The sequence below is a fragment of the Chryseomicrobium aureum genome (assembly GCF_043182735.1).
In the GTDB taxonomy this organism is placed as follows: domain Bacteria; phylum Bacillota; class Bacilli; order Bacillales_A; family Planococcaceae; genus Chryseomicrobium; species Chryseomicrobium aureum.
In genome coordinates this window covers 469,328-484,593 of record NZ_CP171117.1, presented here as the reverse complement: position 1 = coordinate 484,593, position 15,266 = coordinate 469,328, and the positions used below count along the sequence as shown (strand labels likewise).

Here is a 15,266-nt window from a genome sequence, read left to right as displayed (position 1 = left end):
CTCATTCGGTTTTAGAAAGCAAACTGACGGAAACTTTTACATCAATTTTACTAGCTCCACCGCGGTATACACCTTGGACTGGACTCACATCGTTGTAGTCGCGTCCCACACACATACGGATGTGGTTCTCAAGTGCTTCCACGTTATTCGTTGGATCTAATCCTACCCAACCAATTCCGGGAATCATCACTTCCACCCATGCATGGCTTGCTGCATCACCGACAAGTGCAGAGTCTTCACCAACATACAAGTACCCACTCACGTAGCGAGCCGGAATTTGTTTCGTTCGTAAAATTCCTAGCATGACGTGCGCCATATCTTGACAAACCCCTCCACGAAGTTCAAACGACTCCGAAGCTTTCGTTGAGACGTCTGTAGCATTCGGATCATAATTGAATGTGTCATAAACGTAGCGCATGACTTCAATGGAATATTGTACAGGATTGGTCATGAGCCCGATTGCTCGGTCGACGCGATCCATTTGTTGTGGCTCAAGATACGTGAAAGAGGTGTTTGCTAAGTAGCCTGCATAGTGTTCTTGGAACAAGTCGGAATGAAAGATGTCTTTCATTTCTGGAGAATAATCAATTTGTTGGATGAATGGACTTCGCTGAATACTTACAATAGAAGTCGATTTGATTTCTAAATGTTGATGTCGTTCAGCAATAAAGAAAGTCTCTACATTGTTCCCCCAAATATCGGTATGCTCTTTTGTCAATGACATTGGTGTGATATCTGTTCTATAGGAGAGAAGTCGCTGGCACTCGTCCGAACGCGGCTTCAAACGAATCGAATTCATACTTTGATCGACGACAGTGTCGTAGTCAAAGATGTTCGTATGTTCAATTTTGTACTTCATTGCTGTCTTTCTCCTCACTTCTGGCGGCAAGCTTTGTTCTTGGTGTTGTGAGATAGTTGGTGCTTCAACAGGTTGTGTTAAGTAATAAGTTCTCGAGAAAATCTGACCAATCTGATTACATTTATCTTGGAATTTATTTAAAAAACCAATTGTCTCATCTGTATCTAGATCTTGAATTTTCATTTGATTGAATTCCCGACGGAGAGCATCCATCGCCTCGTAAAGTTCCACAGAATAATGCGCAACTTTTGCATTCTCAAGAGCATCGACTGCTTCTCGTACATGATCCATACAATAGCGAATCGACCGCGGGAAGTCCTGATTCGTAATCAAGAAAGATAAAATCTTCGCTGGTTCCATGCGTGGCGGGTTTGACTTCAAGTAAGCTTCATACCCATTGACCATGCGAAGTGCACTCGACCAATAGTAGTAGTCGCTTGCTTCATATTCTTTTTCTCGGCTTCTTGTCTGTTCACTTACCACATTTAAAATGCGCGCTGTTTTTTCGGCACGTTCTAACCACTTTCCAATCTTCAACATATAGTATGCCACATCACGGGACATTGCTGCTTCAATAATGCCTTGTGCCATATAAGACGCTTGCTTTGTCTCATTGAAAAAGTCGCGCATCGTATGAATGGAATAGGCTCTGTCCGGAATTGGATTCGCCGACAAGTAAAATTGATTCCAGCACTCGAATAAATCATTGGGAATATAATCGCGGGTGACGCGGGCGTTATCTCTTGCAATACGCACACAATTAAGTGCTGAGTTCAAGTTATCTTCCCCATACGTTAAATACGAAATTAAATCTTCGACCCGCGTCTTTCCTTCACTTTCTAAGCGCTTTAACTCTTCGGCTGTTGCACACACTTCAAATAGAATATGGTAATCCTCTTCTTGAAAAATATCTTTATTCCCAGCTTCAAGCATCTGCGTTAAATGTACATGCATAATGCGGGAGTGACTTTCAGACCGTTCGATATTTCGCGCCATCCAATACAGCGCATCCGCTACACGACTAAGCATGTGCAGTCCCCCCATTCTTTAAAATCCAAGTATCTTTTGCACCGCCGCCTTGAGAGGAATTGACGACAAGTGAACCTTCTTTTAATGCAACCCGGGATAGTCCTCCAGGCAGTACGTGTGTTTCCTTACCACGCATGACAAATACACGTAGATCCACGTGACATGGATAAAATTCTTCTCCTTGAAATGCTGGCGCTCTTGAGAGTTGAATTGTCGGTTGTGCAATGTATTGGTGTGGTGTTTCTTGAATTTTTTGCTTAAAGATTTCAATCAACTCGTCATCTGCTTGAGGTCCAATCAACATATCATACCCACCGGAAGCCCCTACATTTTTGACAACGAGATCTCGGATATTGGCGAGGACCCAATCACGTGTCTCTTGTTCCTCGAGACGGTATGTCTTCACATTGGCGATAATCGGCTCTTCATTCAAATAGAACTTAATCATATCTGGAACATAGGAATACATCGCTTTGTCATCTGCAACACCATTACCTATTGCATTTAGTATGGCTACATTACCTTGTTTGTAGACGTCAACAAGTCCACTCACCCCGAGCATCGAATCTTCCCTAAATGCTGCAGGATCTAAGAAGTCATCATCGATTCGTCGATAGATGATATGAATGCGTTCTAGTCCGCGAATCGTTTTCATATAAACATGACCGTCTTTGACCAACAAGTCACGCCCTTCCACAAGATGAATGCCCATTTGTTGCGCCAAGAAAACGTGGTCATAATAGGCGGAATTATACATTCCAGGGGTCAGCAGGACAGCCGTAGGGTTTTCAATCCCTTCCGGTGCATGGTCAAGCATTGCCTCATGGAGATAAGTCAATTGATGTTCAAGTGTATGTACCGGCTCATCTGCAAAAAATTCTGGATAGACTTGACGCATGACATACCGGTTTTGATAGACGTATGACATTCCTGAAGGATTGCGTAAGTTGTCTTCTAACACCATATAGTTGCCTTCTGCATCTCGAATTAAATCAATACCTGCTAAGAAAATATGATTATCTAACGGAACACGCACACCTTCTGCTTGTGCTTTATAGTAATATGCATTCTTTTCAACTAAATCGCGTGGAACGATTCCAGCATCCAAAATGCGCCCTTCATGATAGATATCTTTTAGAAAACAATTTAGCGCTTCTGTGCGTTGCGCCATTCCTGTTTCAATCATCTTCCAGTCATCATTTGGAATGACGATTGGCACAAAGTCAAACGGCATGGTGCGTTCAGTCCCCACATTCTGATGGTAAACCGTAAATGTTATACCCTGACGTAAAAAGGAGAGCTGGGCGAGTTCATGTTTTTCTTTTAGCGTTTCATGCTCACTTTCAATTAGTTTCGTATGAAAATTTTTGTAGTGGGGTTTCGGGGAGCACGTGGTATCGAACATTTCATCGAAAAACGGGTGCACTTTGTAGTTGTCGAACATTGTGTCGCCTCCTATCGTCTTAATTTTCTGATTTCTAACATAATACCATACCCTTAAATCGATGTTCCTACTCTAAAAAAAATTCTCTAATTTGTTTGAGATTTGTGTAGTTGATAAAAACTAGGGTAGAGATACCATAATAAGTCTATTTAGGGAGGTTTCAAAATGACGAACGATTTTAAAAATGAACCTAGCTCGTACTGGCTTGATGGCCCTCAAATTCCGGAATTCGCATCACTTGGTGGCTCGATCAAAACTGATATTGTCATTGTTGGTGGAGGAATTGTAGGTATCACTGCCGCCTATTTGCTTCGAAATTCCGGTCGATCAGTAACTGTTCTTGAAGGTGGAAGATTGCTGCACGGAACAACAGGCTATACTACGGCTAAACTATCCGTACAACATGGTCTTATTTATGACGAATTGATTGGTACATTCTCAGAAGAAGACGCGCGCCAGTACTATGAAGCCAACCGACAAGCAATGGACTGGGCAAAATCTGTCACCGGTGAGTTAGGAATTGATTGCGGATTTGAAACGCGCCCTGCTTATCTATATGCAGAATCTTCTACTGGTGAACAAAAAATTGAAAAAGAATTTGAAGCCTATGAAAAACTAGGGATTCCAGGAGCATCTTTAACGAAGCAGACCGACCTCCCGTTTCCGATTCGTACGGCACTGAAGCTTGAGGATCAATACCAATTCCACCCCGTCTATTTCTTAGCGGCTCTTGTGAAAGAAGCGCAACAGGCCGGTGTGAAATTTTATGAGAATTCGCGCGCCAAGACCGTTCATATGCCAAGCCAAGTTGAACTTGTGAATGGCTACACGGTCCATGCGCAACAAGTCCTCGTAACGAGCCATTTCCCATTCAACGATTTTGAAGGACTCTACTTCTCTCGTATGCGTGTTGAGAGAAGTTATGCGATGACATTGCGGGGGAACTTTAATGAAGACATGGGGATGTATATTAATGTGGAGTCTCCAACCCGGTCGATTCGAACTGTGCTCGATGCTTCTGGTGAGCGTCTCTTACAAATCGGTGGCGAGGGTCACGTATCCGGTCGTCATGAAGAAAGCACACGCAACAATTATGCGAAACTACGGGATTTTGCATCAAGCTACTTTGGCACATCGGAAGTGACACACAACTGGTCGTCACAGGATTTGCTCCCACTTGATCACCTGCCGTATATCGGCCAGATGGTGACGGGCATGCCACATGTATTCGTAGCCACAGGGTTTTCAAAGTGGGGAATGTCTAACGGCATTGCGGCTGCACATGTCTTATCTGATCTCGTTCTCGGAAAAGCCAATCCGTATGAAGACCTGTTCTCCCCTACTCGTACAAAACTGCGACCTAAGGGAATTGGAAGCTTCATCAAAGACAATGCAGGTGTAGCTAAAGAATTAATCAAAGGGAAAGTCACAGGTGCAGAAGCAAATCTCGACGAGCTCGGTCTCGACGATGGAAAGCTTGTCCGCGTAGAAGGCGAAAAACTCGCGGCTTACAAAGACGACAACGGCCACGTGACTTTCTTAAAGCCAGCCTGTACACACATGGGCTGTGACGTCGCCTTTAACCAAGCGGAACGTTCGTGGGACTGCCCATGTCACGGTTCGCGCTTCAGTTACCGCGGGGATGTTTTAGAGGGCCCGGCAACTCAGCCACTTGAGCAGGTGCACCCGAAAGTTTAGATGTGGAGAACGCCATTCTAGAAACTCCGAGGAAATCAGTCGTGCCCGTGAAGGCTTTTTTCAGCCTTGGCGGGTGCGGCTGATTCCGGAGCGTGTTTCTGGCGGTCGGAACTCGATTCCGATTTAGATGTGGAGCCGACTGTTCAGAAATTGTGCAATTTTAGAAGTTGAGTTCCATTGCGGGGCTGCTTTCCGTGGGCGCTGCGTGAGCTTCCTCGTCGCAGGCTCCTGCGGGATCTCACGGCAAACTGGAATCCCACTGGAGTCAACCCCTCCATTCCACTCAACTATAGTTTTAAATGTAACAAACGCCACACAATTGCATAATAAAAAAGTGCAGCTCATCGCGAGCTGCACTTTTTAGTTGCGCTTAAAGCCTTCTTCTTTTAAATAGAGAATTGCTGCTTCTTGAGACTCGAAGCTATCTTCTAAGTTCAGACCGTGGTAGATGTTCCAAAGATCGTCTTCTTGAACAAGTTTGAGTTCTCCACCTGTTTTTGAAGTCCAGACTTGGTCCGCTGCTTCTTCATCGTCTGTAGCTTCTTTAGTAGAAAGTAGCGCAATCGAGTAGTTGATCATCTCGCGCAGCTCATCTTCTGTCACTTCACGAATGTTGGCAAGCCCACGCTCGTCCGCTTCGTACGGTCCGCCATCTCCAACGAATACATATCCGTTGCCATTCGGGTGCAATTGTTGCACAACGATTGTTTTGTCGTATTGGCTGTCTTCAAAGTGGTAGTTGAGACGTTTTAATGAGATCGATTTCTTCTTAAGCTCCGGAAATGTTTCGATAATCTGTTGTTTTTGTTCAAATGTAAGCATGTGGTACCTCTTTCTCCGTATGGAATGTTCGTAGTTTGTAGTATAGCACAGAATCGGGCTTGGAGGGTGTGCGCCGATGAGGGCTTTCCGGAAGTCGATGGTGGGGTGAGCGGGCGTTCATTAGCCATGTTTCTTTGTTTATTGGCCAGTAAACGTATTCCATTAGCCATGATTTAACTTTTATTGGCCATAATTACTCTTCCAATGTCCACAAATCGTATTATGGAAACCAATCTTTCTCTCGACCAAGTCCTCAGTGTCTTAAGGTCTTACTAGTAAGATCTACCACCATTTCAAAATGTTCTTGCAATTCAAGTTAGTAGCAACTAAAATTGAGAAAAAATACCATAACGTAAGGATGTGAATGTGATTTTCCATCTACCACTACTCAGCTCTATTTTCGTATTCACTTTGCAAGCTTATTTTGGTTTGACCTATCGAGTACGTGCAACTGTTGTAACGGCTATTCTTTTTACAGCGGCTTACTTCGGATTCTTAATCAATCACGAATGGGTCTTCATACAAAATATATTCTTGATTCAGTTCTGGGGTATTGCTCTTGTCACATTCCTACAGCGTAACTCATGGAAAAGAGTTCCCGAATTTTAATTTGAACAGGAGGAGTTAGTATAAAAGTCTATTCACCAGAAATTCAAACGAATCCCTTACACGCGTTTCTTGGGAGAGTTTCACCAAACCATCCCAGTTATTCCTTACTGCTTTCTATAACTAATAACCAAATGGCCGGTCAAGACGGCGAGAAAAAAGTTCTCTCATTTTTGCGTGAGGCACTTCATCATCAATCTGCTACTGTACTACATGATTTCCACGTACGAATCCCCAACGCATATGCTATTCAAATTGACTTCATTGTTTTCACCAAATCCTATATTCTCTTACTTGAAGTAAAAAATATCAAAGGCTCGATTCGGTTACAGCATTCCCCTGCCCAACTCGTCCGGACTATGAATGGCGTGACACAAGCAATGGATTGTCCATTTACTCAAATGACGCGCAATGTTCTGCAGTTTAAAAAACTCCTAGGAAATCAGCAATTACCGATCTATACAGCGATTGTGTGGACAAACCGCTCAGCAGTGATTGAGCCACTTCTATTTGATGCACCCCATCCTTTACTATTCCTCAAACAACTACCAGGCTTTATATCCAGCCTGCCGACTGATGAAGTGAATGGTTTATCCGTGAGTCGCTTAGTGAAGCAAACCCAGATGAAAGCAACACTTTTTCGGCAAATCAATTTATGTGAACGATATGCGATAAACCCTTTAGAGCTTACTGGTGGTCTTCAATGTATGAATTGTTATTCACTAGCTAGATTGTTTGAGAAGTCTTGGGTTTGTATGAAATGTAAGTGTAGAATCAATACGATGCTCACAGAAAATATATGTCTGTTATTTCACTTTGTAGGAGAAGAATTACCTCTTCGAACCTTTCAGCAATTTATCCCCTCACTCCGTTCTAGAAACTTAAAGGAATTGATTTTATCTGGGCGAATTCAAATTTCAGGAAATCGCAGAGGCCGTCTTTATCGTTTAAATCCCGAGACGAAGGTAAACTGGGTGGAGCTAACGAACTTCTAGTTTTCAAAGTAGCAATTGGTGGAAGACAGCATTTACTTATAAGAGCTTATTGCTTAAGTTCTTACTAGTAAGGGCTTAAAGAAGATAGCACTTTTATTAAGAATTTAGTTTACATAATTCGATTTGCGGCTAATGGAATGTGAATCATGGCTTATAAATGTTAGATCATGGCCAATGGATTGCAAATCATGGCTAATGGAGAGTGAATCATGGCTAATGAACGCTCGCTCACCCCAGAAACCACGATCCATTCCCGCCCCAAACCACACCCAACCAACAAAAACCCCAGCCATATAGGCTGGGGCAAATCATCAGCTTTCTGAAGAAGTTGGCTGAAGTTGTTTTTTCTCTTCACCAGATTGCTCTACTCTTTCAGCGAACAGTCCGTCAGAGATGCGGTCTAAGCTTGGACGGATCGTGCCTTTACCCGAGTAGTTTTCAAGCATTTCTTTTACATCGATGCCTGAAGAAGCTTTCAATGTTTCTTGTAGTGTTGACATCAAGTTTGTAGCGTATGAAGTGACTTTGTTTGCGCCGCCACCTTCACCGCCGCCTGTATCGACAACAGTAATCTTATCGATGTTGCCAAGTGGAGCTGCGATTTGTTTCGCGTATTCTGGCATCATGCGGACGATCATGTCGAGGACAGCCGCTTGTCCGTATTGTTCGAAGGCTTCTGCGATTTTACGTTTTGCTTCAGCTTCTGCAAGACCTTTCAAGCGGATAATGTCTGCTTCTGATTCCCCTTGCGCGCGTTCCGAGTCGGCTTTCGCCATCCCGTCCAATCGGACTTTTTCAGCATCGGCTTTTGCACGAGCTTCAATTGAGTACTTCTCTGCATCAGCTGCTGCCATTTGACGGGCTTTGTCAGCGGCTGCATTTTGCTCAATTGCGTAGCGGTCTGCATCGGCTTTTTTCTTTACTTCTGAATCGTATTGTTTCTCACGACGCAAAATCTCTTTTTCTTCAAGCTCAATTTGTTTTTGACGCTCGATGATCTGAACTTGCATCTCTTGCTCGGTAACTTCCTGCTTCGCACGCGCCGTTTCTAACTCATACGCTTGGTCAGCACGTGCTTTTGCGATATCTTGCTCTCGGCGGTACTCGGCTACTTTCAACTGGTTGTCTTTTTCAGACTCTGCAATTTCAGTCGCACGCTCAAGCTCTGCACGTTGCGCATCTTTTGAAGCTTCCGCACGTTTAATGCGCGTTTCTTTTTCTGCTTCGGCTGTTGCAATATCAGCATCACGTTTTACTTGCGCGATACGTGGTTTCCCGAGTGACTCTAAATAGCCATTCTTGTCGCGAACGTCTTTAATGGTGAACGATACGATGATAAGACCCATTTTCGCTAAGTCGTGCGAAGCGACGCGCTGCACTTCTTGAGAGAACTTGTCACGGTTTTTATAAATTTCTTCTACAGTCATAGACCCTAGGATTGAACGTAGGTGTCCTTCTAGAACTTCTTTCGCTTCGTTTTCACGATCTTCTTTGGTCTTCCCTAAGAACTGCTCAGCAGCAGTTGCGATTTGCGGAATCGTTCCACCAATCTTGATGATGGCTGTTCCGTCCGCCATAACCGGAACCCCTTGCTCCGTATAGACTTCAGGTGTTGTTACTTCTAGTTTGCTCGATAGTAAGCTAAGTGGCTCAGACTGTTGGAATACTGGTAACACGAATGTACCGCCACCACGAATGATTTTAATACGATTTCCAGATTCGTCTGTGTGAACGGTCTTTGATCCTAAGTAACTACCTGTAACAATTAACGCTTCATCTGGACCTACTGTTTTATACTTCGCTACATACACTCCAATGATTGAAAGCAAGACGAATGCGACAACAGCAAGCACAATCCATAATTCCATTCCCATGTGTGTTTCCCCCTATAATTTGATTGGTTCATATTCTTTGACGTAAAACGTCCCATCTTCCACTTCGACGACTAGCACGGTCTTTCCAAACTCTATCTCTTCATTTTCAAGTCCCGTGGCACGCTTGGCGAGATTCCCATTAACGGTTTCGATCATAATCTCTCCGTACCCATCGGCGGGAATTGGGATGATGACAGTGGCGACCTGACCAGCAAGTGTTTCATCCGTATACGCTAGAGATGCTTCAGCAGACGACAGCGGAATCAATACTAAGAAATAAATGAGCGCATCTAAGATTGCCGCAATGATCATAGCTGCGAATAAAATCACTAAACTGTTCCAGCTTGTGTACCATTCCAAGATAAGCCCCGTGGCGGACGTGAGTGTCACAAATGCGAGTATGAGTGTCGGGTGCAGGAATGGTATACCTTCCCCGATCGCTTCAGTCACATCACCAAAGAACAAATATAAGAAAGTCACAGCTGCCATTACAATCAAAACAAAGAAGTAAACTTGTTCAATTGAATAGCCGAAAATCTCCATCTTCATCACCTGCCAATATTCGTCATATTTAGTGGTCACCTACTATACGCACTGCGGTTCTGAAGGTTTCAAATTTACACAAAATAATTAGTGAATTGCGTGTTTCCGATTCTTTCGGGAACACGTTTTTTTAGACAATGCTACTATAAAAGAGACTTTTACAAAAGGGAGTGTTCTGCTGATGGTATTGGAACTAATGAAAGCTCATGCATCTGTTCGTGACTACAAAGATCAACCGTTAACAAAAGAACAAGTCGTGGAACTTGTCGAAGCGGCTCAAATGGCAGCTACGTCGCACTTCGTCCAGGCCTACAGTATTGTTTGGGTGACAGATCAAGACATGCGTAAAGAGATCGGGCAACTTTCAAGTAACGTGAATCAACTGGAGACGGCAGGTGCTGTATTTTTACTTTGCGCGGATTATCGCAGACTTGAAGAAGCGAGTAAGATGCACGGAGAACCTGTTGTTTATGACCTCGCAGAACAACTGATTGTAGCTGTGACGGACGTTGGTCTCTTAGCACAGAACTTGGCACTGGCTGCCGAGTCGAAAGGGTACGGCATCTGTTACATCGGAGGGGTTCGGAGTAATTTGGAGAAAATCAGTAATTTGGCGAAGTTACCGAAAGGTGTCTTCCCTGTTTACGGATTGACTGTAGGTGTTCCAAATGAAAAAAATGAAGTAAAACCGCGTCTACCTGTCGAAGCAATTTTGCATGAGAACGTTTATGACGCTGAAAAGTATGCCACTTTGCTTCCGGAATATGACGAAACAATGAAGGCATATTATGCACGCAGAAGTTCGAATCAAAAGTCTACAACGTGGACGAAACAAATGGCAGACTTCCTAAAAGCACCACGTCGCGCGGAAATCACGGAGTTCTTAAAAAAACAAGGCTATGAAATGAAGTAGGTGCAACAGCAAAAGCAGCTTGTCCAAGTTTGATCGGGCAAGCTGCTTTTCTATAGACGATATTTTAATGTTTCAAAAACTACGCGAATGTGATTGTCGAGTGCTGTAAATGTAGTTTCCGTTGTAAATAAGTGCGTCAGCATATAGACGATTCCGATAATACCTAAAAATCCAATGACAAAATACATGCTAAGTGTCATGAATTCTTTAATGCTGCCCCATATATCTGTAAACATACTGTACATCCTCTCACCCCTTACAAACAATAGTGCTAGCGACTGATTTAAAGCTCGATTCGTTATCGAAGCATTATTGAAATTTCAGAACCCACGTAGACTTCCGATGGATCAGAGTGCTTCCGAAGCCCCGCAGAGGGGAGCAAAGCGCTAGCTTTGGGTAACCAAGAGGAGATTCGGAAGTACTCCCATGGAAACGCGAAGTGGGTTCTGGAATTTCATAGCAATTAGCCTGCTTCACTTTCCTATACTATACTCCACCAATGTTTCTATACTATGTCAGTACGTTTAAGAGGATGTTTCGTTACAGTTTCAATTAAATTTTACAAACGAGGATCTGCAGGGTCTGATTCAATCGCCATCACTGCAAGTACGCATTCATGGATTCGCTCCACCGACTCTTGGTGAATGAAACGCTGAATGCCTTCTAAACCTAAAGCATATTCATCAAGCGCCATTTGTTGTTTCTTTTTCAGTCCGCGTTTCTTCACATGTGCAAGCACTTCTGGTTCTAAGTAATTCATGCCGTAGATCAAGCGCAAATATTCGCGACCACGTACTTTCATAGCTGGCTGAACCGGACGATCAGTGGAAGATGAAGCGTCCCAGTCGAGAGGCTTCACGACAAACCCTTCACCCCCAGCATCTGTCAGCTCATGCCACCACTGAATGGCGTCTTGCTTTCCTTGTTCTCCGGAAATCAATCGGAACTCAGTCGCTACAAATAATTCACTTGCATCTGCTAAACGCTGACTCTGTTCCATATGCCACGAGTGTGGTTTAGATATTAATAGCTCATGTTGATGTGCAAGAACATGGAAAACAGCAATTTGAATGGCATCGTCATTTTGGACGCTCCAGATGTAGGGTGCATAAGCATTTCGGAACGCTTCTGCATCGCGTAAGCCTTTCTCTGCCTCTTGTTGCCAATCGTTCACATCAACAGTTGCCGCCTCAGACAGAGTAGTTGCAATCGAGGCACGGTCAAGTATCGCGGCGTTCGCCACATGCGCATATTCACTCGCAATTAGCTCGCCTGCTTTAACGTTCCACGGAAGAATTTCTGAATCAAGTAGGATCCACTCGGTCTCCAATTCCTCGAAATAACCAGCGGTCACCACAGCGTCATGAATCCGTTCATGCATTTTCATTTTCAGGTCCCCATCAAAGAAATCGCGACCTGTGCGAGAAGTCGTAATTACAGTATCGGCATAACCTGTCCATTTCAAAGCAACTTCTTGCGAACGGAATACGAGGATCACTGCGCGGCTTCCCATGTGTTTTTTCTGAACAATCAAGCGGTCGATTCCGAGATCTTGATAATACGCAATCGCCTCTTCTGGATGTTCCAAATAGTCTGGAAGCGTAGATACCGGAGGAGGACTCATTGTCGGTGGTAGGTAGACGAGCTGCTCAAGTGGAAGTGTAGCGTGCGAGAAATGATCGAGTGCCGTTTTGACTTGCTGGCCCGCAATTCGAATCGCGCCACGCTCTGTTTTAGCAGTAAACCCACCCAGCCATTTTTGAATCGCAGGTGGCTTCAAGCGTTTCTCAAACCACTCTTCAAGCGGGTTGATCGCTGACTTTGCATAGTCTATTGCTTCCACCTGTACAATCTCTTTTGATGGCAGACGCAGGGCCGTCAGTTTACCGCCAAATACAGCCCCTTGATCAATATTGATTGTGCGCTGAATTTCAACAGGTACAGGACGAGGATCATGCCCCCACACCACAAGTACAGGATGTAGATGGTCGATTGTCCAGTCTCCTCGTTTTGGTTTTCCGTTTTGCTCAACACCACCTACAGGGCCGTAGCGGCAAAAATCTGCGATACGTTCGGAATGCCTTCCAATAAATGAATCACGAATACCTGCATGAACCGCAACAGCTAGTGGAATGCCTTCCTCTTCAATCACATAATGAGACGGAGCATCGAGAAGCATCTTCTTCATGCGCGCTTTCAACACACTTGTCTTCTCTTTTCCATATAGATTCTCATACGCCATGAACTCTTCTTCGACGTTCTCATCTCCGTGGGCAAGCGTCACTTTTCGACCATCGAGCCAGCGTGCAATTTTCCACCCATGATTCGAATCAATCATATATGCAAGACCTGCTTGGATATGCGCTTCAAAGAACAACATCGCTTCAAGTGATTTCGGTCCACGGCTCATGATATCACCGAGCGACAAAATCTTGCGGCCTTCCGGATGACGATATAGACCGTCTTTCCCTTGTTGATAGCCTAGTTTCACAAGCAGTTCTAACCACTCATCCATGCAACCGTGAATATCTCCGATTACATCTAAACCATCGCCAAGCGGAAGCGTAAACGGAGAACTTGTTCGTGTGACTTCTTCACGCCCTGACTCTACTATATACAGCGCATCGAATTCTTCGCGTTCAATTTTTCTCATTTCACTTTTTAGTTGTCGTACTTGAGATTGTACGCGGCGTTTGCCTCTTGCATGCTCACGCTGGGCATCTCTAGTTAATAACTCACTTTCTGAAACGTTAAACAGTAAACCGTAAAAGGGAAGATGATAACGACTAGCTAGCTTCCGGTAACGTTCTCGGTCGAGAGTAGCAAGGTTTGTCGCATCAATGATCACAAGTTTACCGAGTTTCAATCGAGCCTCTGCTAACGTTTCCATCAAGTGAAAGGCTTGCTCTGAAATTTGTGCGTACTCTTCTCTCAAATACGCCTGTTTTTGAACGTCTGCGTGTGTGGTCGGTGTAAACAATGTGCCACTGACTTGCAGGCGACACTGATCGGAACTGATGATTTCATCTTGCGAAATGATGCGGTTCGCAACCCATTGCTTAAGGACAGTGGATTTTCCGCTGTTGGATGGACCAATGCACAGAACAATCCCTGCATTCGGAAGTTGAATGGTCATGCACGTGTCCACTCCTTTCGTGTAAATATGGCCGCTTGTGTCGGAGAACCGAAATCAGAATGATGTTCACCAATGCCATAAAATGTGAGGGTATAAATAGTGTGTAGATTCATTTGTTCACACCAGTTTTGAAATTCAGAACGCGTCCACTCGAATCGATGATCGGTATGCCGAGATGTTTCTAGGCCATACACGGTATTGTATTCGCGGTTTGGTGTGGTCAAAATCAATTGTTTTGGGAAATAATCGTGCAAGATTGTATTGAAGATGCTTGGTAAACGTTCTTCTTCGATATGCTCGATGACTTCACATAACACGATAGCACCTTTGTCTTTCCACTGCGCATCGTAGTAGAACAATGAGCCCCATGTCGCTTCCGGAACTGAACAACCAATTCGATTAGTCAACGCTTCAAAACGCTTTTGCGCTTTTTTAAGTGCTCGTGCAGATGGTTCAACCGCCCAAATTTGCTCTACCCCAGGAACAAAAGCAAGTCGTTCAGCAAGCTTCCCTTCTCCTGCTCCAAAATCGACAACAGAACGCACACGGAGTGCATCGATTTGTTCTGCAATCCAGTCGTAACGCGCATCATTCAAACGTGGCGATTCATCACCGCCAGACCGTTTAGGAATGAACTGTTCAATCAATCCTGGAAACTTCAAATACTTCCGCACGATTTCTTCACGAAGTGGGTGCGTGTCTAGCCATCCTGCACCATATCGCTTCAATTTTTCAATTTGATCGTTATCGAGGAAGTGGTGGCTGTCGGCATCTAAAACCGGTAATAAAATCCACAGCTGTGAGAGAAGTTCTTTCAACGAAACTGTTCCTTCTAAAGTCAATAAAAAAACAGACTTACGAGCTACTTCGGTTAACACAGTTTCCTCCGGTGGATGTGTATAGGTGACCGTGTATCCCAGCGGCTCGAAAAGTTGCGATACAGTTGTTATCGGCATGGCCGTTGCCACAGGACCTACTGTAATCTTGAATGGAAACTTGTACTCCACCCACTCCGTCCATTCTTCTTTTACTTTTCCATTTAGCGCTGTTCCTAGTGTGGTGCGAATAAGCGAGAGAAATACGGTGTTTGTGACGATATTTCGATCATGTATGTAATGCGTGATATCCATAGGGCCATTCGATGATTTCGTCCACGACATCGGATCGGTTTCGACGTAAATAAGTGCATCTACTTGGTTTTCATCTGCTTTTAAATAAGTAAAACGAACAGACTGCTCTTTTTCTCGGCGTTCATGACGGCGCCCTGGATGTTTTGCGAAAAGATGAGTGAGTACATTGGCGTGTGGTGAAGTTGTACGAATGCGTAATTGCATAGGTCGGCGCCTC

At 44.2% G+C, this 15,266-nt stretch carries 12 protein-coding genes; 4 read left to right on the top strand and 8 right to left on the bottom strand.

The window, feature by feature from the left end; genetic code table 11:
- Position 1: 1 nt before the first annotated feature.
- The gene (locus tag ACF3OH_RS02735; RefSeq protein WP_392455704.1) at positions 2–1,888 is read right to left on the bottom strand and encodes an alpha-E domain-containing protein; all 1,887 of its coding nucleotides are present in this window, start codon (positions 1,886–1,888) and stop codon (positions 2–4) included.
- Positions 1,881–3,332 (bottom strand): circularly permuted type 2 ATP-grasp protein, encoded by a 1,452-nt coding sequence (locus tag ACF3OH_RS02730; RefSeq protein WP_392455703.1) that lies wholly within the window; start codon positions 3,330–3,332, stop codon positions 1,881–1,883. The genes ACF3OH_RS02735 and ACF3OH_RS02730 overlap by 8 nt, the downstream gene beginning before the upstream one ends.
- 165 nt (positions 3,333–3,497) lie before the next feature.
- On the opposite strand from ACF3OH_RS02730, the gene ACF3OH_RS02725 reads away from it, so the two are divergent.
- Complete coding sequence (locus ACF3OH_RS02725; protein ID WP_392455701.1) at positions 3,498–5,030, top strand: FAD-dependent oxidoreductase; 1,533 nt, start codon at positions 3,498–3,500, stop codon at positions 5,028–5,030.
- Positions 5,031–5,390: 360 nt separating this feature from the next.
- Here ACF3OH_RS02725 and ACF3OH_RS02720 read toward each other — a convergent pair whose 3' ends face one another.
- Positions 5,391–5,852: a hypothetical protein gene (locus ACF3OH_RS02720; protein WP_392455699.1), complete on the bottom strand. Its 462-nt coding sequence runs from the start codon at positions 5,850–5,852 to the stop codon at positions 5,391–5,393.
- 366 nt (positions 5,853–6,218) lie between these two features.
- On the opposite strand from ACF3OH_RS02720, the gene ACF3OH_RS02715 reads away from it, so the two are divergent.
- Positions 6,219–6,461: a hypothetical protein gene (locus ACF3OH_RS02715; RefSeq protein WP_204590149.1), complete on the top strand. Its 243-nt coding sequence runs from the start codon at positions 6,219–6,221 to the stop codon at positions 6,459–6,461.
- Positions 6,462–6,592: 131 nt separating this feature from the next.
- Positions 6,593–7,453 carry a nuclease-related domain-containing protein gene (locus ACF3OH_RS02710; protein WP_392455697.1) on the top strand — a complete coding sequence of 287 codons (861 nt, stop codon included), beginning with the start codon at positions 6,593–6,595 and terminating at the stop codon, positions 7,451–7,453.
- A gap of 311 nt (positions 7,454–7,764) precedes the next feature.
- Here ACF3OH_RS02710 and ACF3OH_RS02705 read toward each other — a convergent pair whose 3' ends face one another.
- Positions 7,765–9,327, bottom strand: coding sequence for a flotillin family protein (locus tag ACF3OH_RS02705; RefSeq protein ID WP_392455695.1), 1,563 nt, complete (start codon positions 9,325–9,327; stop codon positions 7,765–7,767).
- 12 nt (positions 9,328–9,339) lie between these two features.
- Positions 9,340–9,870: an NfeD family protein gene (locus ACF3OH_RS02700; RefSeq protein ID WP_204590202.1), complete on the bottom strand. Its 531-nt coding sequence runs from the start codon at positions 9,868–9,870 to the stop codon at positions 9,340–9,342.
- A gap of 181 nt (positions 9,871–10,051) precedes the next feature.
- On the opposite strand from ACF3OH_RS02700, the gene nfsA reads away from it, so the two are divergent.
- A complete protein-coding gene (nfsA, locus tag ACF3OH_RS02695; protein ID WP_204590153.1) occupies positions 10,052–10,783 on the top strand; it encodes an oxygen-insensitive NADPH nitroreductase in 732 nt (243 codons plus the stop codon).
- A gap of 50 nt (positions 10,784–10,833) precedes the next feature.
- On the opposite strand, the gene ACF3OH_RS02690 is transcribed toward nfsA, so the two are convergent.
- From ACF3OH_RS02690 to ACF3OH_RS02680, 3 genes are all read right to left on the bottom strand, one after another.
- Positions 10,834–11,019, bottom strand: coding sequence for a hypothetical protein (locus ACF3OH_RS02690; protein WP_204590154.1), 186 nt, complete (start codon positions 11,017–11,019; stop codon positions 10,834–10,836).
- A 323-nt stretch (positions 11,020–11,342) separates the two neighbouring features.
- Positions 11,343–13,919, bottom strand: coding sequence for an AAA family ATPase (locus tag ACF3OH_RS02685; RefSeq protein ID WP_392455692.1), 2,577 nt, complete (start codon positions 13,917–13,919; stop codon positions 11,343–11,345).
- Positions 13,916–15,253, bottom strand: a complete 1,338-nt coding sequence (locus ACF3OH_RS02680) for a 3' terminal RNA ribose 2'-O-methyltransferase Hen1 (protein WP_392455691.1) — start codon at positions 15,251–15,253, stop codon at positions 13,916–13,918. The genes ACF3OH_RS02685 and ACF3OH_RS02680 overlap by 4 nt, the downstream gene beginning before the upstream one ends.
- Between the last annotated feature and the right edge of the window lie 13 nt (positions 15,254–15,266).